The sequence below is a fragment of the Rhodococcus kronopolitis genome (genome assembly GCF_042654025.1).
GTDB lineage: Bacteria > Actinomycetota > Actinomycetes > Mycobacteriales > Mycobacteriaceae > Rhodococcus_G > Rhodococcus_G kronopolitis.
In genome coordinates this window covers 338,339-359,871 of record NZ_JBHSFO010000015.1, presented here as the reverse complement: position 1 = coordinate 359,871, position 21,533 = coordinate 338,339, and the positions used below count along the sequence as shown (strand labels likewise).

Here is a 21,533-nt window from a genome sequence, read left to right as displayed (position 1 = left end):
CGTCCGGGACCGCGATCCGCCGGGAATGGAAGAACGGCCCGTTCGCTCGGTGTCGTGCCGAGTGAACGGGCCGTTCGTTCGATGGGGCGGGCGGGCTAGCGGGGGATGGTCGGGATGCCCACCTGGCCGACACCGACCGAGATCGTCGAGGTCTTGGCGACCTCGGACCCCGGAGGCTGTTGCTGGGTGACGATCCGGCCCACCAGGTCGGGCTCGAGCGTCGGCTCGGGGCGCTGCGAGAACTGGCTCGTCGAGCCGCCCCAGCCGGCCCTACGCAGCGCGTCGAGTGCCTGCGAGACCGTCTGGCCGCTGAGGTTCGGCATCTCGATCATGTTGCCGTTCGAGACCTGCACCTTGACGGTGGTGCCGCGGGCGGCGGAGTCGCCGCCGCCCGGCTCGGTGGAGACCACCTGGCCCTTCGGGCTGCCGGAGTCGATGTTCTCGACCGCGACCTTGAACCCGGCGCCCTCGATGTTCGGCTGCGCGACCTCGAGCGTCTGACCCACGACGTTCGGGATCCGGACCTGCTCCGGCCCGCTGCCGAGGGTGAGCTTCACGCTGCCGCCGAGCTCCACCATCGAGCCCGAGCTGGGGGTCTGCGCGACCACCTGGTCCAGCTCGGCGGTGGTCGACGGCTTCCGGTCCGGGTTCGGGTCCAGCGCCAGCCCCGCCGCGTCGAGCGCCTGCGCGGCCTGCGCCTGACTCATCCCCGACAGGTCCGGCACCTGCACCTGCTGCGGCCCGGTGGACACGTCGAGGGTCACGGTGGTGCCCTCGTCGGCCCGGGAGCCGGCGACGGGGATGGTGGTGATGACGTTGCCGCTGGCGACGGTGTCGCTGGGCTTCGGCTGGGTCTGCACCCGGAAGCCCTTGTTCTGCAGCTCGGTCTGCGCGGCCTGCGACGACTGGTTCGCCACGTCCGGCACGATCACCTGCTCTGCCTTCGAGCCGGGGCCGAGCGCCCACAGGAACGCGCCGACGATGCCGACCACCACCAGCGCGGCGACCGACAGCAGCGCGATGCGCATGGACTTGCTCTTGGCCGGCGCCGGTGTGGCCGCCGAACCACCGGCGAGCGGCGGCGGGGACGCGGCAGGCGGGTCCGCCGCCTGGTAGCGGCTGTCCTGGTCGACCGCACCGAGAATGGTGGTGCGGTCCTCGTCGTTCATCACCATCGGCGCGCCCGGGCGTTGCCCGCCCAGCACCCGGACCAGGTCGCTGCGCATCTCCGCGGCGCTCTGGTACCGGTTGGCCGGGTTCTTGCTCATCGCCTTGAGGATCACCGAGTCCAGCTCGCGCGGGATGTCGGGATTGACCGACGACGGCAGCGCCGGGTCCTCACGGACGTGCTGGTAGGCCACCGCGACCGGGGAGTCGCCCTTGAAAGGGGGTTCCCCGGTCAGGATCTCGAACAGCACACAGCCCAGCGAGTACACGTCGGAACGGGCGTCGACCTGCTCGCCGCGCGCCTGCTCCGGCGAGAGGTACTGAGCGGTGCCGATCACGGCCGCCGTCTGCGTCATCGGGCTGGAGCTGTCGGAGATGGCCCGGGCGATGCCGAAGTCCATCACCTTCACCGCGCCGGCCCGGTTGATCATGATGTTCGCGGGCTTGATGTCGCGGTGCACGATGCCGTTGCGGTGGCTGAAGTCCAGCGCCGCACACACGTCGGCGACGACCTCCATGGCCCGACGGGGCGCCATCGGGCCCTCGCGGCGGACGATGTCGCGAAGGGTGTCGCCCTCGACGTACTCCATCACGATGTACGGCAGCGGCCCGGCGTCGGTCTCGGCCTCGCCGGTGTCGTAGACGGCCACGATCGCCGGATGGTTCAGCGCCGCCGCATTCTGCGCCTCGCGACGGAACCGCAGGTAGAACGTGGGGTCCCGGGCGAGATCGGCGCGCAGCACCTTGATCGCCACGTCGCGGCTCAGCCGCATGTCCCGCGCGAGATGCACCTCGGACATGCCACCGAAGCCGAGAATCTCGCCCAGCTCGTAGCGAGAGGAGAGTTTGTGCGGTGTGGTCATGGCTGTCCTTGCGTGTCCGGCGTTTCCGGCGGGGTGGTGGTGGCTTCTACGGTCGTTGTCGGTTCCGTTGTCGTCGGTTCCGTGGTGGTCGTCTTCGGCTTCGTCGTCTTCGTGGTCGTCGGCGGCTCGGTGGTCGTCGTCGGCGGCTCGGTGGTGGTCGTCGTCGGTTCCGTCGTGGTCGGCTCGGTCGTCGTTTCCGTCGTCGTCGGCGGCTCGGTGGTGGTCGTCGTCGGCGGTGCGGTCGTGGTGGTGGTCGGCCTGTGCGTCGTGGTGGTCGGCACCAGGCTCGGCCGCGGGGGCGTGGTGGGCGGCGTGTCGTCGTCCCCGCCGAACATCAGCATCCCCGCGGTGATCAGCAGGGCCAGCAGCAGCAGTCCGCCTGCGCCCCAGGCCAGCACCTTCTGTCCGTGTGTCAGCCCGCTCGGCGGCGGCGTCACCGGGGTGTCCGGGTCGGCGTACTGCGACGCGGAGGTGGGCATCAGCTCGGTGCTGGCCGCGGCCAGTCCCGGCACCACGACGGTTGCGGCAGTCGGACGCCCGCCGCCGCTGGGAGCAGGCGGGCGGGCACCGGAGCGGACCACCGCGACCGCGTTGGCGAACTCGCCGCCGGTGGCGTACCGGGCGGCCGGGTCCTTGGAGAGGGTGATCTCGATCAGCTCGCGGACGTTCGCCGGCAGGTCCGCCGGCAGCGGCGGGGTCGGCTCCTGGACGTGCTTCATGGCCACGGTCAGCGCGCCGTCGCCGGTGAACGGTCGCCGCCCGGCGAGGGCCTCGAAGCCGACCACGCCGAGCGAGTACACGTCGCTGGCAGGCGTCGCGTCCTGCCCGAGTGCCTGCTCGGGAGCGATGTACTGCGCGGTGCCCATCACCATCCCGGTCCGGGTGACCGGTGAGGCCTCGACGGCCTTCGCGATGCCGAAGTCGGTGATCTTCACCTGACCGACCGGGGTGATCAGGATGTTGCCGGGCTTGACGTCACGGTGGACCACGCCGGCCTCGTGCGCGACCTGCAGTGCGCGACCGGTCTGCTCGAGCATGTCCAGGGCGTGCGGCAGCGAGAGCCGGCCGACGCGGGAGAGCACCGCGTTGAGCGGCTCGCCGTTGACCAGCTCCATCACCAGGTAGGCGGTGGCCTGACCGAGCGTGTCGTGGGTCTCGCCGTAGTCGTAGATGCCCGCGATGCCCGGGTGGTTCAGGCGCGCGGTGGTCTGCGCCTCGACGCGGAACCGCGCGAGGAACTCCGGGTCGGCACTGAACTCCGTCTTGAGCACCTTCACCGCCACCCGGCGGTGCAGTCGGTTGTCGGTGGCCTCCCACACCTGGCCCATGCCGCCGGTGGCGATCAGCCGCAGCAGCCGGTACCGGTCCGCGATCAGCGAGCCGTTGTTCAAACTCATGCTCCGTCAGCCCCCCTGCCGCAGTCCGGCGGCGATGACCGCCCGACCGATTGGTGCTGCCACCGAGCCACCGGTCGCGGCGAGTGCCCGGTCGCCGCCGTCCTCCACGATGACCGCGATCGCGATCTCCGGGTTCTGCGCCGGCGCGAACCCGATGTACCAGGCGTGCGGTGGCGTGTTCCGCGGATCGGTGCCGTGCTCGGCGGTGCCGGTCTTCGACGCGATCTGCACGCCGGGGATCTTGTTGCCACCGCCGGTGCTGTTCTCCGAGCCGATCATCAGGTCGGTCAGCGTCGCCGCGACCTGTGGGGAGACGGCCTGCCCCATGACCTGAGGGTCGGTGGTCGACAGGTTCGACAGGTCGGGGCTCTCCAGCTGCGAGACCAGGTACGGCTGCATCCGGACGCCGCCGTTGGCGACGGTCGCCGCGATCACCGCGTTCTCGAGCGGGGTCAGCGCCACGTCGCGCTGACCGATACTGCTCTGCCCGAGGGCGGCGTCGTCGGGGATCGAGCCGACGGTGCCGTCCGCGACGGGGATCGGAATGCCCGGGGAGTTCGGCGTGATGCCGAACGCGGCCGACCGGTCCTTGAGCGCGCCGGCACCGTTCTTGATGCCGAGTTCGACGAACGCGGTGTTGCAGGACCTGGCGAAGGCCTCGCGCAGCGACGCGGTCGGGTTGGGCCCGCAGGTGGAACCGTTGTAGTTCTCCAGCGTGGTGCTGGTGCCCGGCAGCGTGATGTTCGGGGCCGCGGTCAGCTGCTCCTCCGGAGTGGCGCCGTTCTCCAGGGCGGCGGCCGTGACCACCACCTTGAACGTCGAGCCCGGCGGGTAGGTCTGGGAGATGGCCCGGTTCAGCAGCGGCTTGTCCGGGTCGTTGTTGAGCGTCTCCCAGGCCTCGGTGCTCACCGCACCGTCGTGGCTGGCCAGCAGGTTCGGGTCGTAGCTCGGCGTGCTCGCCATCGCCAGAATCTCACCGGTGCTCGGCCGGATCGCGACCACCGAGCCGGTGAAGCCCTTGGCCGTGAGCTGGTCGTAGGCGACCTGCTGGACCACCGGGTCGATCGTGGTGATGACGTTGCCGCCGCGCGGGTCTCGGCCGGAGACCAGGTCGAAGAAGCGGCGCCCGAACAGTCGGTTGTCCGATCCGTTGAGCACCGCGTCCTCGGTCCGCTCGAGGCCGGTGTTGCCGAACAGCATCGAGTAGAAGCCGGTGACCGGCGCGTTCGCGAACGGGCTGGACGGGGCCGCCGGGTTCGGCGGATAGGTCCGCAGGTACTTGTACCGGTCGTCGATGGGGACCGACGCCGCGAGCACCTCGCCGCCGGCCGAGATCTGCCCGCGCTGGCGGGAGTACTCGTCGAGCAGGACGCGGGAGTTGCGGGGGTCGGTGCGCAGGCTGTCGGCCTTGATCACCTGGACGTAGGTGGCGTTGGCGAGCAAGGCCACCACCATCACCATCACGGCCATCGCGACGCGGCGGAGGGGGACGTTCATTGGCGCCTCAACATCTCGGTCGGGGCGTCCGCGATGGGGGACGGCCCCTTCTTCTTGGGCTCCTCGGGGGTGCGGGCCGCGTGGGAGATCTTGATCAGCAGTGCCAGCAGGAGGTAGTTCGCCAGCAGTGACGAACCGCCGTACGACATGAACGGGGTGGTCAGGCCGGTCAGCGGGATCAGCTTGGTGACGCCGCCGACCACCACGAACACCTGGATCGCGACGGTGAAGGACAGCCCGGCGGCGAGCAACTTGCCGAAGCTGTCACGCACCGCCAGCGCCGTCCGCAGGCCGCGGATCACGAAGATCAGGAACAGCATCAGCACCGCGGCCAGGCCGATCAGCCCGAGCTCCTCGCCGATGGTGGCGACGATGAAGTCGGTCTTGGCGAACGGCACCTGCGAGGGCCTGCCGCTGCCGAGCCCGGTGCCCGCCAGCCCACCGGTGGCGAGGCCGAACAGCGACTGCGAGATCTGGTAGCCGGTGTTGTTGTAGTCGCCGAGGGGGTCGATCCAGGTGTCGACGCGCACCCGGACGTGACCGAAGAGCTGGTAGGCGAACACGAATCCGACGGCGAGCAGCCCGCCGCCGATCAGCAGCCACCCGACCCGTTCGGTCGCGATGTAGAGCATCACGAGCACGGTGCCGAACAGCAGCAGCGAGGTGCCCAGGTCCTTCTCGAGCACCAGCACGCCGATCGAGACCACCCAGGCGACCAGGATCGGCCCGAGGTCACGGGCCCGCGGCAGGTCCATGCCGAGGAAGTGCCTGCCCGCGGTCGTGAACAGCTCGCGCTTGGACACCAGCACCGAGGCGAAGAAGATGATCAGCAGGATCTTCGCGAACTCGCCGGGCTGGATGCTGAAGAACGGCAGCTTGATCCAGATCTTGGCGCCGTTGACCTCGGACATCGACGCGGGCAGCACCGCAGGCAACGCCAACAGCACCAGCCCCGCCAGGCCGAGGGTGTAGCTGTACTTGGCCAGCAGGCGGTAGTCCGGCAGCAGCACCAGGACGGCCACGAATCCCGCGATCGCCAGCGTCGTCCACAGCACCTGCTGGTTGGCGTCGGAGGAGGGGATCGGCTGGTTGAGGTAGGCGGCGGTCGCCGCGTCCGCCAGGTCGAGTCGATGGATCAGGACCAGGCCGAGACCGTTGAGCAGCGCGACGATCGGCAGCAGCAGCGGGTCCGCGAACGGGGCGAAGCGCCGGACCGCGACGTGCGCGATCAGGAACAGCGCGGCGAACGCGCCGCCGTACTTGGCCAGGTCCCAGGTGATCGTCTGCTCCTGGCTGGCCTCCACCAGCACGAGCGAGATGAACGTGATCGCGATGGCGGCGCCGATCAGCAGCAGTTCGACACCCCGGCGGGTGGACTGCTCGGGTGCGGGCGCGAAACCCCCTGGCGGACTCGGGAAGGAGCCCCCCGACTGAGCCGTGGAGACAGACATCAGTGACCGGTCCTGCAGTTCTGGCCGGGGACCTGCGGCGGGCCGTTCTCGGCCGGCGGGGGCAGCACCGGCTCGGCGACGGGCGGCGCGGGTGCGGGCGCGGGTGCGGGGGGCGGCCCGGGCACCGGGTTCGGCGGGGCGACCGGCGGCGGCGGTGCCGGGGCAGGCGTCGGCGTCGGGGTGGTCACGGGCGCGGCCTCCCGGCAGACCGGCAGCAGGTCGCTGGTGGTGAGCCGGGTCATCTGACTCTTCGCGTCGTCGAGGGAGCCGGACGGGAGCCCGGCGCGCACCTGTTCGCGCGCGGAGGGCTGCAGGTCGTCGACGGTCATGACGGCGCAGTCCGTCGGCACCGCGTCGGCGGCGAGGAGGCTGAGTTCTCCGGTGTCGGTGACGCAGCCGACGAGGTTGACCTCTTGCAGGGAATAGCCGAGCACCGAGCCGGGCACACCCCGCAGGATCGTCACCTGGCCGTCGTTCGCGCCCACGTAGTAGTTTCCGCGGATCAGCCCGCGCCCGACCACCAGGCCGACCACGACCGCGGCAATCAGGCTCAGCGCCAACAAGGTCCAGCGGAGCCGGTGGTGCTTCGCCGGCGGCGGGGTCTCCGGCTGGATGGGAACCCGGCGGGGGTTCGCGCGCGGCGGCCGCATCGCCGCGGCGCGGCCGGCGGCGGTGTCCGGCGGCGGGGAGTCCTCGTCGTCGGCCGACGCCGCGCCGGCCACGATCGGTCGGCTCTGCCCGTAGTCGACGTCGATCACGTCGGCCACCACGACGGTGACGTTGTCGGGACCGCCGCTGCGCAGTGCCAGCTCGATCAGCCGGTCCGCCGAGTCGCCGGGCGTGTCGTTGCGGAGCACCTCGGCGATGGTCTCGTCGCTGACCACGTCGGACAGCCCGTCCGAGCAGAGCAGGTAACGGTCGTCGGTGCGCGCCTCGCGGACGGTGAGCGTCGGCTCGATCTCGTTGCCGGTCAGCGCCCGCATGATCAGGGATCGCTGCGGATGAGTGTGTGCCTGTTCGGCGGTGATCCGGCCCTCGTCGACGAGCGACTGGACGAACGTGTCGTCGCGGGTGATCTGGGTCAGCACGCCGTCGCGCAGCAGGTACGCGCGGGAGTCGCCGATGTGCACCAGGCCGAGCCTGCTGCGCGCGAACAGGATCGCAGTGAGCGTGGTGCCCATGCCGTCGAACTCGGGCTCCTCCTCGACCTGGTCCGCGATCGCGGCGTTGCCCTCGCGAGTGGCCGCCTCGAGCTTGCCGAGCAGGTCGTCGCCGGGCTCGTCGTCGTCGAGGTGGGCCAGCGCCGCGATCATCAGTTGCGAGGCGACCTCGCCCGCGGCGTGTCCACCCATGCCGTCGGCCAGGGCCAGCAGGCGGGCGCCTGCGTAGACGGAATCCTCGTTGTTCGAGCGCACGAGTCCGCGGTCGCTGCGGGCCGCATAGCGGAGCACAAGGGTCACGGGCGGAGCTCGATCACGGTCTTGCCCACTCGCACCGGCGTGCCCAGGGGCACCCGCACCGCGGTGGTCACCTTCGCCCGGTCCAGGTAGGTGCCGTTGGTGGAGCCGAGATCCTCGACATACCAGTCGGTTCCGCGTGGCGAGATCCGGGCGTGCCGGGTCGACGCGTAGTCGTCGGTCAGGACCAGGGTGGAGTCGTCGGCGCGACCGATCAGCACCGGTTGGGTGCCGAGGGTGATCCGGGTGCCTGCCAGCGCACCCTGGGTCACGATCAGGTTCTTGGCCACCTTCGGCTTGCCGAACGACGGCAGCACCCCGGACGTGCCGCGGCTGTAGCGCTGCGGAACTCGGACCCCGGACCCGGCGTACACGTCAGCGCGGAGGGTGCGCAGCACGGCCCACACGAACAACCACAGCAGCAGCAGGAAGCCGGCCCTGGTCAACTGCAGGATGAGTCCCTGCACAGCGGTCCACCTCTTCCTGTGGCGAGACGAGTCCGGCATGGATCCGTCGTTCGTGTTCTCGGCGTTGCTGCGTTTCGACAGCATCCTGTGGCGATCCGGCGGATGCTGATCGTAAACGCGAGTTCGGCACCACCTTACGGACTCCGGACCACATTCTGTGGTTCGGAGTCGGTGGTGGCGCGCTGCGGCGGCTCAGGCGATGCGGACCAGGATCTCCGAGTGGCCGGCCCGGATGACGTCGCCGTCGGCGAGCTGCCAGTCCTGTACCGGCGCACCGTTGACGGTGGTGCCGTTGGTGGACCCGAGGTCGGACAGCATCGCCATCTGGCCGTCCCAGCGGATTTCGATGTGACGACGCGAGACGCCGGTGTCGGGCAGCCGGAACTGGGCCTCCTGGCCGCGACCGATCACGTTGCGTCCCTCGCGGAGCTGGAAGTTGCGGCCGCTGCCGTCCTCGAGCTGCAGGGTCGCGGTGAACGTGCGGCCTGCGTCGAAGGCCGGGGGCTGCGCGTCGTACTGCTGGCCGTAGGCCGGGTAGTCGCTGCCCGCGTACGGGTTCGGCGGGTAGTCCGCCGGCGGGTACGGGTTGGCGGGGTAGTCGGGGGCCGCCTGGTAGTCGCTGCCCGCGTACGGGTTCTGGTAGTCCGACGCCGGCGGGTACGGGTTGGCGGGGTAGTCGGGGGCCGCCTGGTAGTCGCTGCCCGCGTACGGGTTCTGGTAGTCCGACGCCGGCGGATACGGGTTCGCGGGGTAGTCGTATCCCTGCGCCTGGGCGCTCGGGGACGCGGCGCCCTGGGCCTGGGCGGCCGGGTAGTCGGCGGCGCCGTTCTGTCCGTAGCCGTTCGGGGCGTACCCGTTCTGCTGCCCGGCTCCGTAGGGCTGGTCGTGGCCACCCTGGGCCGGTGCGCTCGGGTAGCTGCTGCCGTTGCGTGCGTACCCGTTCACCGGTTGGTCCTGGTACCCGGAACGGCCGTCGGCGTGGTCATTAGGGCCGTAGCCTGAGTTCTGGGACATGTAGCCAGCTCCTGGGTTCAATGGTGCGGAGGGTCGGGGTTGCGCGGGTGGGGCGGACTTTCGTGCTGAATCCCGGCCCGGCAGCGGCGATCCCGCGTCTGGATCCACCGCACCGCTGGTCCGGAACTGGCCGGTGTGCAGTGAGGGCGACGACTCTAACCGAACCGTGATCGACCCGTAGGTCTGCCACCCCTGCTCACGGATGAAGCCCTCAAGGTGTCGGGCAAACGCCTTAACTGTCAAGTCCCTGTCCGCGGACAGTTCGTCGTGGTCCGATTCCGCGACGGTGATGACGTAGTCGTTCGGTGCCAGCAGGTGGCCGCCGTCCAACTGCTGCACTCGGTCGGACGCCTCACGTTGCAGTGCGGCCTCCACCTCCTGGGGAACCACTCCGCCGCCGAACACCCGGGCGAAGGCATCGCCGACGGCGCCCTGGAGTCGGCGTTCGAATCGTTGGACGATGCCCATGGTGCCTCCCCTGCCATGCCGCGTGTCGCGACCACGGTGGTCGCCCTTGCATGATATCTACCTTCGTCCTGCTGCGGTGGCTCGTATGGGCTTAGTCGCAGGTGAAGGGGGCGAATAGTAGTTTTCCGTTCGGTCGTGTTAATGTTTCTCCCGTCGCTCGGGCGAGTGGCGGAATGGCAGACGCGCTGGCTTCAGGTGCCAGTGTCCTTCGGGACGTGGGGGTTCAAGTCCCCCTTCGCCCACCAGGAGCAGTTCCACGAACTGCGACGAACGAGGTCACGAACTCGAAAGAGGTCGTGACCTCGTTTTTTTGGTTGGTCTCACCATGTGAGTTCCCATCCACCGCGGACCGACAGCTTCGTCGCCGGTGCCTCGAGTACGTGCGTGATCTCTGGGGCGAAGCCGGCGATCAGCTCGCCACTGCTGTCCATCCCCGCGGATCCGAGGAAGCTCGCCGCCGCCGGCCCCGTTCCGCGGCATCGAAGATTTCGGGATGTGAACCGCCCCGGCGAGTCAGTGCGTCGCGTTCGTGACCACGCCTGGATCGCGACGAGGGGCAGCTACGACGATCCTTTCCCGGCTCGCACGTCGGGCGGGTCGGATCGTGTTCGACAGGTCGGTACTCGACCCGTCACCTGTCCGGGTGGGCAGTGGGCAAGGGTTCCAGCCGGGTGGGATCGACGACGACGGCGTCGTCGAGGTGCCACTGCTTGTTCGTGACAGCGGGGCCGACGCCGTAGAACCGGAACATCAACTCGAAGCTCTCACTGTCACCGGTTTCGACGAAGTTCGCCTCAAGCCCGGGTACGGCGCGAGGGCCGAAGTACACATCGACCGTGCCGTCGTCGTTGACCACGAGGCCGGGCTGCTGCGAGGACACGGAGTACTTGGAGTTGCCACGGATGAAGGTGTGGTCCTCACCGTCGTACATCGTGACCGACCAGTACTGCGAGACGGGCACGTTCGCCGGCACCCGCATCCGGTAGGTGCGGTCGGACCGAAAGATCTCGCCGTCACCGTCACGCAGGGTCACCAGGTAGAACTGACCGATTCCGAGGCGTTTGATGCCGATGAACGCCATGTGGTAGATCACCGCCCGGTCGGTGTAGGGATACACCTGGCCGTCGGTGAAGTTGTGACTCTGACCGTCGGTGAAGTCGCGGCCTGCGGGAAAGAACCACTGGCGGCCTGCGTAGAACGGCGGCTCGTTCCGGTAGACCTCGCGCAGCCATGCATGTGCTTCGCGGACGGCACTCTCCAGCAACTCCACGCGCCGCGCATCGGGGGTGAACGGCGTGCCGCGTTCGATGCCGATGCTGCTGAGCATCTCCGCGAACGCGCGATCGCGGGCCAGCCACGGCTCCGCCTGCACGACACGGTCGAGTGCCTGCCAGAACGCCAGGGTGTACGGGATGCGAGTGTCGACCAGTTCGCCGTGCAGATCCCGCCGCGGCGTCTCGGGTGGGTTGTCCGCTGCGGAAAGGGGATAGATGCGGATGCCGCGGCAGTAGTCCAGGCCCCCGTTGAGGGACTGCTGGGTCGCCTCGGGCAGCACCGACCGCAGCAGCGCGTACACGCGGTTGGTGTCGGACTGCAGCACGATGTAGCCCTCGGGGACCTCACCGTCGAAACCGGGCGGCAGGATCAGATATTGCCCGCCCCGGCCCTTGTCTGCGCCGAACCTGCCGACGTCCTCGAGCGGCACCTGCCAGATGTTGCACACGCTGCCGTTGAGAACGTGGTCGTCGGTGCCCGGCGGGATGTCGACCACGATCGGACCGTCACGGCCGGGATCCATGAACGCCATGTAGTAGATGAGGTCCGGGTTCGGTGTCAGCGTCTGATTGCGCCAGTCCGGCAACGTAGACCAGTACACGAACTCGATGTCCCCGCCCGGTGACATCACCGATCGCATCACCTCGAAGTTCACCGCGGCCATACCCCACACGGCCGACTCCACGGCCCGGCGGTACACCGCCCGCTCGGCAACGTCCTCGGATGCAGAACTGGTCATCGTCGGTCTCCTGGGACTCGGAATCTCGTACGCGAACACAGCCGACCGAACCGGCGGCATCCTGCACTTTCCCCGACTTCTCCGGCTACCGGTTCACCCGAGAAGGATGAACCGATGCAATGCGTGCGCACTGTCGGTGACACGGCCGTCGGGGCCTGCGAATTCGGGAGCTGTGCGATGAACTGTGGATCCGCGTCGGCCAGTTCCACTCGGTGTGGTGTGGCCGTCGGCAGTGGCAGTGACAGCGAAGGGGGGCAGGGTGGGCTGCCACGCAACCGGGCCAGTCCGGCCTGCGGTCCGGGCGGCTCACTGATTCACACCTGCGCACCTTGCGTGGTCGATTACGCTGTGACGTGAACCGCATTCTTGCTGTGACTCCCCGGTATTGCTCCAGGTCACAGTGTGAGAAGGGAAACCTTGGTTGCGTTATCCTGGGGGTTCTGAATTATCGTTTCCGTAAGCGCTGGACTCTAGAAGTCCAGCGAGCCACCCGGCCGAGTCAAGTCAGGCATGGAGCGGTCCCGACGACGGGGCCAAGGTTCCGGTCTCACATCAAGACGACTACGGCCGGCGTGGGCGCGCCGATCATGGAAGCTCGGCGCCTGTTCTGTGATGGCCATCAGCGTTGCTGGTCGTTCGTACATCTACTAGATGGCATACGAAGGCTGGGTATGAAGCAACTTCCAGGCCACGGGTCTCCTGGACCCCAGGGCCTCTACGATCCCGCGAATGAGCACGACGCCTGTGGTGTCGCATTTGTCGTGGACATGCACGGTCGCCGCAGCAGGGACATCGTCGAGAAGGCGATCACTGCGCTGGTGAACCTCGAGCACCGGGGTGCCGCAGGCTCCGAACCCAACACGGGTGACGGTGCGGGCATCCTGCTGCAGGTTCCGCACACCTTCTTCCGTGCGGTCGTCGACTTCGAGCTGCCCGCCGAGGGCGCCTACGCGACCGGCATGGCGTTCCTGCCGCAGGCCGCCGCGGACATCGACGGTGCCGTCGCCGCGGTCGAGAAGATCGTCGCGGAGGAGGGCCTGGAGGTCCTCGGCTGGCGTGCGGTCCCCACCGACGACTCCTCGCTCGGTGCCCTGGCCCGCGACGCGATGCCGACGTTCCGCCAGATCTTCATCGCCGCGCCCGACGCGTCGGTGACCGGCATGGACCTCGAGCGCCGCTCCTTCGTGATCCGGAAGCGGATCGAGCACGAGCTCGGCGACGCCGGTGCAGGCAAGGACGCCACCGGTCGCGAGACCGTGTACTTCCCCAGCCTGTCCGGGCAGACCTTCGTCTACAAGGGCATGCTCACCACGCCGCAGCTGCGCGGGTTCTACGTGGACCTGCAGGACGACCGGATGGAGAGCGCGCTCGGCCTGGTGCACTCGCGCTTCTCCACCAACACCTTCCCGTCCTGGCCGTTGGCCCACCCGTACCGGCGCGTCGCGCACAACGGCGAGATCAACACCGTCAGCGGCAACGAGAACTGGATGCGCGCCCGCGAGGCGCTCATCAAGACCGACGTGTTCGGCGAGGGCGCGCTCGACAAGATCTTCCCGATCTGCACCCCCGGGGCCAGCGACACCGCGCGCTTCGACGAGGTGCTCGAACTGCTGCACCTCGGTGGCCGCAGCCTGCCGCACGCCGTGCTGATGATGATCCCGGAGGCCTGGGAGCGGCACGAGAGCATGGACCCGGCTCGCCGGGCGTTCTACCAGTACCACTCGGCCCTGATGGAGCCGTGGGACGGACCGGCCTCGGTGTGCTTCACCGACGGCACCGTCATCGGCGCGGTCCTCGACCGCAACGGCCTGCGTCCGTCGCGCCTGTGGGTGACCGACGACGGCCTGGTCGTGATGGCGTCCGAGGTCGGCGTGCTCGACATCGACCCGGCCAAGGTGGTCCGCAAGATCCGCCTGCAGCCCGGCAAGATGTTCCTGGTCGACACCGCCCAGGGCCGGATCGTCGGCGACGACGAGTTCAAGGACGAGCTGGCCGCCGAGCACCCCTACCAGGAGTGGATCGACAAGGGCCTGACCCACATCGACGACCTGCCGGCCAGCCGGTACGTCTACATGAGCCACCACCGTGCGCTGCTGCGTCAGCAGGTGTTCGGGTACACCAACGAGGAGGTGAACCTGCTCATCGCGCCGATGGCGAAGACCGGTGGGGAGGCACTGGGCTCGATGGGTACCGACACCCCGATCGCGGTGCTCTCGAACCGGCCGAAGGTGCTCTTCGACTACTTCCAGCAGCTGTTCGCGCAGGTCACGAACCCGCCGCTGGACGCGATCCGCGAAGAGGTCGTCACCAGCCTCGGCGGCATGCTCGGCCCGGAGGGCGACCTGCTCACCCCGACCGCCGAGTCCTGCCGGCAGATCGTGCTGAGCCAGCCGATCCTGCACAACGAGGACCTCGCCAAGCTGGTCCACGTCAACGACGACGGCCGCTTCCCGCTCCTGCGCTCCGTGATCGTCCGCGGCACCTACCCGGTGGCCGACGGCGGTCCGGGCCTGGCCAAGGCGCTCGAGGATGTGCGGTCGCGGGTCTCCGACGCGGTCGCGGGCGGTGCCCGGGTCATCGTGCTCTCCGATCGGGAGAGCAACGAGACCTACGCGCCGATCCCGTCGCTGCTGCTGACCGCCGCGGTCCATCACCACCTCGTCCGCGAGCGCACCCGCACCCAGGTCGGCCTGGTCATCGAGACCGGTGACGCCCGCGAGGTGCACCACATGGCGATGCTGGTCGGCTGCGGCGCCGCCGCGGTCAACCCGTACATGGCCTTCGAGACCATCGACGAGCTGATCAACGAGGGCGCGCTGACCGACATCAGTCGTGACGTCGCCATCAAGAACTACATCAAGGCGGCCGGCAAGGGCGTGCTCAAGGTGATGTCGAAGATGGGCATCTCCACGCTCGCCTCGTACACCGGCGCGCAGCTGTTCCAGCCGATCGGGCTTTCGCAGGAACTGGTGGACGAGTACTTCACCGGGCTGCGCTCGCACCTCGGCGGCATCGGTCTCGACGAGATCGCCGCGGACGTCGCCGGCCGGCACGCCAACGCGTACCTGGACCGTCCCGGGGAGCGCGCGCACCGCGAGCTCGAGGTCGGCGGCGAGTACCAGTGGCGTCGAGAGGGGGAGTACCACCTGTTCAACCCGGACACGGTGTTCAAGCTCCAGCACTCCACCCGCACCGGCCAGTACAAGGTTTTCAAGGAGTACACCAAGCTGGTCGACGACCAGTCGAAGCAGCTCGCAGCGTTGCGTGGTCTCTTCGAGTTCAAGAAGGGTCTGCGTCAGCCGATCTCGATCGACGAGGTCGAGCCGGCGTCGGAGATCGTCAAGCGCTTCTCCACCGGCGCGATGAGCTACGGCTCGATCTCGGCCGAGGCCCACGAGACCCTCGCCATTGCGATGAACCGCCTTGGCGCACGGTCTAACTCGGGTGAGGGCGGCGAGGATCCGGCCCGCTTCGTCCCGGACGAGAACGGCGACTGGCGACGGTCCGCGATCAAGCAGGTCGCGTCGGGCCGCTTCGGCGTCACCTCGCACTACCTGACCAACTGCACCGACATCCAGATCAAGATGGCGCAGGGAGCCAAGCCCGGTGAGGGCGGCCAGCTGCCGGCGCACAAGGTGTACCCGTGGGTGGCCGAGGTCCGGCACTCCACGCCGGGCGTCGGGCTGATCTCGCCGCCGCCGCACCACGACATCTACTCGATCGAGGATCTCGCGCAGCTGATCCACGACCTGAAGAACGCCAACCCGCAGGCCCGCATCCACGTGAAGCTGGTCTCCGAGGTGGGCGTCGGCACCGTCGCCGCGGGCGTGTCCAAGGCGCACGCGGACGTGGTGCTGATCTCCGGCCACGACGGCGGCACCGGCGCGACGCCGATGACGTCGATGAAGCACGCAGGCGCTCCGTGGGAGCTCGGTCTGGCCGAGACGCAGCAGACGCTGCTGCTCAACGGTCTGCGTGACCGCATCGTCGTGCAGGTCGACGGCCAGCTCAAGACCGGTCGCGACGTGGTCATCGCCGCGCTGCTCGGCGGCGAGGAGTTCGGTTTCGCCACCGCGCCGCTGGTGGTCTCCGGCTGCGTCATGATGCGGGTCTGCCACCTGGACACCTGCCCGGTGGGCGTGGCAACCCAGAACCCGTTGTTGCGCAAGCGCTTCAACGGCAAGCCCGAGTTCGTGGAGAACTTCTTCATGTTCATCGCCGAGGAGGTGCGTGAGCTGCTCGCCGAGCTCGGATTCCGCACCCTGCTCGAGGCCGTCGGCCAGGTCGACTCCCTCGATACCGCCAAGGCGATCGAGCACTGGAAGGCGTCCAAGCTGGACCTGTCGCCGATCCTGGCGAAGGCCGAGTCGGCGTTCATGAACCAGGACCTGTACTGCACGGGCACCCAGGACCACGCGCTGGAGAAGGCGTTGGACCAGCAGCTGATCCAGCAGAGCCGGGACGCCCTCGACAGCGGCCTGCCGGTGAAGCTCGAGTCGAAGATCACCAACGTCAACCGGACGGTCGGCACCATGCTCGGCCACGAGGTGACCAAGGTGTACGGCGGTGCGGGCCTGCCCGACGACACCATCGACATCACCTTCTCCGGATCCGCAGGCAACAGCTTCGGGGCATTCGTGCCCAAGGGCATGACGCTGCGGCTGCACGGCGACGCCAACGACTTCGTCGGCAAGGGTCTCTCCGGTGGCCGGCTGGTGCTGCGTCCGCCGCTGCGCGCGGCGGAAGGCTTTGTCGCGGAAGAGAACATCATCGGCGGCAACGTGATCCTGTTCGGTGCCACCAGTGGTGAGGCATTGATCAGCGGCGTGGTCGGCGAGCGCTTTGCGGTCCGCAACTCCGGCGCCACCGCGGTGGTCGAGGGCGTCGGCGACCACGGTTGCGAGTACATGACCGGCGGCAAGGTCGTCGTCCTCGGCGAGACCGGACGGAACTTCGGTGCCGGTATGTCCGGCGGCGTGGCGTATGTCTACAACCCGGACAAGGTGCTCGGCGCGAACCTCAACACCGAGCTCGTGGACCTCGAGGACCTGCTCCCCGAGGATGCCGCCTGGCTCAAGTCGATCGTCGAGCGTCATCACTCGGAGACGGGTTCGGCTGTGGCCGAACGAATCCTGGGAAGCTGGTCTCAGCAGGTCAATCACTTCGCCAAGGTGATGCCGCGCGATTACAAGAAGGTACTCATGGCAATCAAGGACGCCGAAATTCGCGGCGCAAACGTGGACGAGGCGATCATGGAGGCAGCTCGTGGGTGATCCAAGCGGTTTCCTGAAGCACGGCTCGCGTGAGCTGCCCGTTCGTCGTCCCGTCGCCCTGCGGCTGATGGACTGGAAGGAGGTCTACGAGGACTTCTCCACGGAGACCCTCGAGACCCAGGCCAGTCGGTGCATGGACTGTGGTATTCCCTTCTGCCACAACGGGTGCCCGCTGGGTAACCTGATTCCCGAGTGGAACGACCTGGTGCACAACGGCCGGTGGCGTGACGGTGTCGAGCGCCTGCACGCGACCAACAACTTCCCGGAGTTCACCGGTCGGCTGTGCCCCGCGCCGTGCGAGGCGTCCTGCGTCCTGGGCATCAACCAGGACCCGGTCACCATCAAGCAGGTCGAGGTCGAGCTCATCGACCGCGCCTTCGACGAGGGCTGGGTCGAACCGGTTCACGCAACCCGGTTGACGGGCAAGAAGATTGCGATCGTCGGCTCCGGGCCGGCCGGGCTGGCGGCCGCGCAGCAGCTGACCCGCGCCGGGCACACGGTTACGGTGTTCGAGCGAGAAGACCGGATCGGCGGGTTGCTGCGTTACGGCATTCCCGAGTTCAAGATGGAGAAGCGGCACATCGACCGCCGGCTGGCCCAGATGGAGGCCGAGGGCACCGTCTTCAAGACCGGTGTGAACGTCGGCGTCGACATCACCGCCGAGCAGTTGCGCGCGCAGTTCGATGCCGTGGTGCTCGCGGGTGGCGCCACCGAGGCGCGCGACCTGCCCATCCCCGGCCGCGAACTCGACGGCATCCACCAGGCGATGGAGTTCCTGCCGATCGCCAACCACGTGCAGCAGGGCGACCTCGACGCGCCGACGATCACGGCGGAGGGCAAGAAGGTCGTCATCATCGGTGGCGGCGACACCGGCGCGGACTGCCTCGGCACTTCGCTGCGTCAGGGCGCCGAGATCGTGCACCAGTTCGAGATCATGCCGCGACCGCCGGAGGCCCGCGCGGACTCCACCCCGTGGCCGACGTACCCGCTGATGTTCCGGGTGTCCTCGGCTCACGAGGAGGGTGGCGAGCGGGTGTTCTCGGTCAACACCGAGGAGTTCGTCGGTGCCGACGGCAAGGTCACCGGTCTGAAGGCCCACGAGGTCAAGATGGTGGACGGCCGCTTCGAGCGGCAGGACGGCAGCGACTTCGAGCTCGAGGCCGACCTGGTGCTGCTGGCGATGGGCTTCGTCGGACCGGAACGTCCGGGGCTGCTCACCGACCTCGGCGTCGATATCAACGAGCGCGGCAACGTGACCCGGTCCAACGAGTGGGTCACCAACGTCGACGGCGTGTTCGTGGCCGGCGACATGGGCCGCGGACAGTCGCTCATCGTGTGGGCGATCGCCGAGGGCCGCGCCTGCGCGGCCGCAGTCGACACCTTCCTCGAGGGCTCGACCGCGCTGCCCGCGCCGATCGTCCCGACGGCGGCGCCGCAGCGGTAGTCGCGCCGCAGACCCACCGACCCGGCGTCGGGTGTCAGCTCGGTTCTCTTTCCGAGTTGCACCCGACGCCGGGTCGTTGCTCATCTCGGGACTGCACGGCCTGTCCGCGCCGATGTCCAGGCCTCACCCAGCGCTGCACCAGCAACCCACCGTCCCCACTCGACCGGGGCGGCGGGTACTGCGTTTCACCTGGAAACGCTTCCATCTGTCATTCAGTTGACCGAATATCGAGTTCAGCTGGACGAAGGTTCAGCAAACCCTCCCGTGACCGTTCTGTGTTCATTACGCTCCCAAGCTGGAATGTGACCGTAATCACATACGTGGGCTCGCCGGCTTGCCGGGTGCCTGAAGAGGAGGAACACTGTGCGTCTTTCCTTGACTCGTCGCCTGGCGACACCCTTCGTCGCGGCCGGTGCCGCGATGACACTGATGTTCGGCGGTGCAGGCATCGCCGCCGCCCAGGAGACGCCGCCGCCGCCCGCGTGGACGGGCGACCGGACGGCCGACAATCTCAGGTGGAGCCTGAGCCTGACCGCCGTGAACGGTGCCGCGGTCGACCGCGCCCAGTCGGGTGTCAACGTCGTCCACCCGGGCGACACCGTCACCTATACCTCCCAGATCTGGAAGGCCAGCGGCATCGGCCGGTACATCACCGGGATGCGGCAGATCCAGCCCGCCGGCCTCACCTATCTCTCGCACACGATCAGCAAGCAGTCGAACATCAGCAACGGGGGCGCCGCGGGCGTCACGGCGTCGTGCACGGGGGGCGGTTGCAACTCGGTGCCGGTCCTCGGTAACAAGGGCTACCTCGACAACGTGACCTTCGCCGTCACCTACCAGGTCCCCGCGACCCAGGCGATCGGCGACTTCAACGCCGGCTTCGTGTTCGACGTCTATGCGTTCGGCTCGCAGCAGGGCGCCAACCCGGCCGGCGCGTGGTTGCGTGTCGTCGCGCCGAACGTGGCGACGACCACCACCCTGACCGCACCGGCGACCGCGGTGACCGGCACACCGGTTGACCTGACCGCGACGGTCGGTCCGGCCAACTCGGTGGGCACGGTGCAGTTCAAGGACGGTGCTAACAACATCGGCGGCCCGGTGACGGTTTCCGGTGGCGTCGCGACATTGCCGCACACCTTCGACACCGTCGGCGCGCACTCCATCACCGCGGCGTTCACCGCGGGCGCCGGCTTCGTCAGTTCCACCTCGACGGCGTCGACCGTCAATGTCGCGGCTCCGGCCGTTGCCACCACGACAGACCTGACGGTTCCGGCTACTGCTCTGACCGGTACAGCGGTTGACCTGACCGCGACGGTCGGCCCGGCGGATGCTGTCGGTTCGGTGCAGTTCAAGGACGGTGGCGTGAACATCGGTTCGCCGGTGGCGGTTTCGGGTGGTGTGGCGACCCTGTCGCACACGTTCGACACTGTTGCGTCGCATTCGATCACTGCTGAGTTTGTTGCGGGGGCCGGTTTTGTCGGTTCGACGTCGGCTGCGCATGCGGTCGAGGTTTCGGCTCCGTTGGTGACCACGACGACGGATCTGGCGGTTCCGGCTACTGCTCTGACCGGTACTGCGGTTGACCTGACCGCGACGGTCGGCCCGGCGGATGCTGTCGGTTCGGTGCAGTTCAAGGACGGTGGCGTGAACATCGGTTCGCCGGTGGCGGTTTCGGGTGGTGTGGCGACCCTGTCGCACACGTTCGACACTGTTGCGTCGCATTCGATCACTGCTGAGTTCGTTGCGGGTGCCGGGTTCGTCGGTTCGACGTCGGCTGCACATGCGGTCGAGGTGTCCGCACCGATCGTGGAGACCAGCACCGTCCTGTCGGCTCCGGCTGACGCCAAGACCGGCACGTCGGTCGACCTGACCGCGACCGTCACCCCGGCGGATGCTGTCGGTTCGGTGCAGTTCAAGGACGGCGACGTCAACATCGGTTCGCCGGTGGCGGTTTCGGGTGGTGTGGCGACCCTGGCTCACACGTTCGACACCGTTGCCCAGCACTCGATCACCGCTGAGTTCGTTGCGGGTACCGGCTTCAGCGGTTCCACCTCGGGGGCATCGGTCGTCGACGTGACGGCCCCGGCCGCGGACACCAGCACCGTCCTGTCGGCTCCGGCTGACGCCAAGACCGGCACGTCGGTCGACCTGACCGCGACCGTCACCCCGGCGGATGCTGTCGGTTCGGTGCAGTTCAAGGACGGCGACGTCAACATCGGTTCGCCGGTCACGGTTTCGGGTGGCGTGGCGACCCTGGCTCACACGTTCGACACCGTTGCCCAGCACAGCATCACCGCGGTCTTCAGCGGCGGCGCGGGCTTCAACGACTCGACGTCCACGGCCTCGGTCGTCGACGTGACCGCCCCGGCGGCGAACGACGTGGAGACCTCCACCACGCTCGATGCGATCGGCAGCGTCGAGAAGGGTGACACCGTCGAGTTCAAGGCGACGGTCAACCCGGCCACCGCCAACGGCGCCGTGCAGTTCAAGGTCGCCGGTGTGGCGGTCGGTTCCCCGGTGGCCGTGGTCGACGGTGTCGCGACCGCGTCGCACACCTTCGACGAGGCGGGCACCTTCGCGATCACGGCAGAGTTCGTCGGCGTGGAGGGCTTCACCAACTCGGCCGCAGCGCCGCAGTCGGTGACCGTTCCCGGCGACACCGATCCGGGTCCCGGGACGGGCAGCGCAGGCAGCCTGGCCAGTATCTTCGGATCGTGATCCGCGGGTGACCACGCCCGAGCAGTAGCGGTACCAGAACCGAGGGCGTCGTCGACACCGAGTCGGCGGCGCCCTCTCGGGCGTCTGGTCGGGGTCGTGCCGTCGGCGGGCGGTCGGGGCTACACGCCGGCAGTCAGTGCGACGGTGAGCGGCACGACCGTCAGGAAGCACAGGGCGGTGACGAACAGCGCGATGACGCCGGTGCGGTTCCAGCCTCCGCGGGCCCCGCTCGCGGCGGTGACCATCACGACGAACCCGACGCAGACGGAACCGATGGTGAGAATTACGGACATGTCCAGCATG

At 68.6% G+C, this 21,533-nt stretch carries 12 protein-coding genes and 1 tRNA gene; 4 read left to right on the top strand and 9 right to left on the bottom strand.

Translation table 11 applies throughout. The annotated features are described in order from the left end of the window. Positions 1 to 95 precede the first annotated feature (95 nt). The 7 genes from pknB to ACFO6S_RS21110 all read right to left on the bottom strand — a co-directional run bounded on the left by pknB (position 96) and on the right by ACFO6S_RS21110 (position 9,781). Entirely contained in the window at positions 96 to 2,030 is a 1,935-nt protein-coding gene (gene pknB / locus ACFO6S_RS21140) for a Stk1 family PASTA domain-containing Ser/Thr kinase (RefSeq protein WP_378419932.1), read from the bottom strand. After that, positions 2,027 to 3,427 (bottom strand): serine/threonine-protein kinase, encoded by a 1,401-nt coding sequence (locus ACFO6S_RS21135; protein WP_378419931.1) that lies wholly within the window; start codon positions 3,425 to 3,427, stop codon positions 2,027 to 2,029. Before ACFO6S_RS21135 ends, pknB begins: the two co-directional genes overlap by 4 nt. Before the next feature lie 6 nt (positions 3,428 to 3,433). Beyond that, entirely contained in the window at positions 3,434 to 4,924 is a 1,491-nt protein-coding gene (locus tag ACFO6S_RS21130) for a peptidoglycan D,D-transpeptidase FtsI family protein (protein WP_378419930.1), read from the bottom strand. Beyond that, positions 4,921 to 6,375 carry an FtsW/RodA/SpoVE family cell cycle protein gene (locus ACFO6S_RS21125; RefSeq protein WP_378419929.1) on the bottom strand — a complete coding sequence of 485 codons (1,455 nt, stop codon included), beginning with the start codon at positions 6,373 to 6,375 and terminating at the stop codon, positions 4,921 to 4,923. The genes ACFO6S_RS21130 and ACFO6S_RS21125 overlap by 4 nt, the downstream gene beginning before the upstream one ends. Next, positions 6,375 to 7,835: a PP2C family protein-serine/threonine phosphatase gene (locus ACFO6S_RS21120; protein WP_378419928.1), complete on the bottom strand. Its 1,461-nt coding sequence runs from the start codon at positions 7,833 to 7,835 to the stop codon at positions 6,375 to 6,377. Before ACFO6S_RS21120 ends, ACFO6S_RS21125 begins: the two co-directional genes overlap by 1 nt. Continuing rightward, the gene (locus tag ACFO6S_RS21115; RefSeq protein WP_378419927.1) at positions 7,832 to 8,299 is read right to left on the bottom strand and encodes an FHA domain-containing protein FhaB/FipA; all 468 of its coding nucleotides are present in this window, start codon (positions 8,297 to 8,299) and stop codon (positions 7,832 to 7,834) included. Before ACFO6S_RS21115 ends, ACFO6S_RS21120 begins: the two co-directional genes overlap by 4 nt. A 192-nt stretch (positions 8,300 to 8,491) precedes the next feature. Beyond that, a complete protein-coding gene (locus ACFO6S_RS21110; protein ID WP_378419926.1) occupies positions 8,492 to 9,781 on the bottom strand; it encodes an FhaA domain-containing protein in 1,290 nt (429 codons plus the stop codon). 159 nt (positions 9,782 to 9,940) lie between these two features. Between ACFO6S_RS21110 and ACFO6S_RS21105 the strand changes: the two genes are divergently transcribed. Next, positions 9,941 to 10,026 (top strand) — tRNA-Leu (locus ACFO6S_RS21105). Between the two features lie 386 nt (positions 10,027 to 10,412). Here the strand turns inward: ACFO6S_RS21105 and ACFO6S_RS21100 are convergent. Next, positions 10,413 to 11,795, bottom strand: coding sequence for a DUF1214 domain-containing protein (locus tag ACFO6S_RS21100; RefSeq protein ID WP_378419925.1), 1,383 nt, complete (start codon positions 11,793 to 11,795; stop codon positions 10,413 to 10,415). 671 nt (positions 11,796 to 12,466) lie between these two features. Between ACFO6S_RS21100 and gltB the strand changes: the two genes are divergently transcribed. The 3 genes from gltB (at position 12,467) to ACFO6S_RS21085 (ending at position 21,230) form a co-directional block, all read left to right on the top strand. Further along, positions 12,467 to 17,068: a glutamate synthase large subunit gene (gltB, locus tag ACFO6S_RS21095; RefSeq protein WP_378419924.1), complete on the top strand. Its 4,602-nt coding sequence runs from the start codon at positions 12,467 to 12,469 to the stop codon at positions 17,066 to 17,068. Next, entirely contained in the window at positions 17,061 to 18,512 is a 1,452-nt protein-coding gene (locus tag ACFO6S_RS21090; RefSeq protein WP_378419923.1) for a glutamate synthase subunit beta, read from the top strand. The genes gltB and ACFO6S_RS21090 overlap by 8 nt, the downstream gene beginning before the upstream one ends. A gap of 363 nt (positions 18,513 to 18,875) precedes the next feature. After that, complete coding sequence (locus ACFO6S_RS21085) at positions 18,876 to 21,230, top strand: beta strand repeat-containing protein (protein ID WP_378419922.1); 2,355 nt, start codon at positions 18,876 to 18,878, stop codon at positions 21,228 to 21,230. A 119-nt stretch (positions 21,231 to 21,349) separates the two neighbouring features. On the opposite strand, the gene ACFO6S_RS21080 is transcribed toward ACFO6S_RS21085, so the two are convergent. Beyond that, positions 21,350 to 21,532, bottom strand: a complete 183-nt coding sequence (locus ACFO6S_RS21080) for a hypothetical protein (RefSeq protein ID WP_378419921.1) — start codon at positions 21,530 to 21,532, stop codon at positions 21,350 to 21,352. Between the last annotated feature and the right edge of the window lies 1 nt (position 21,533).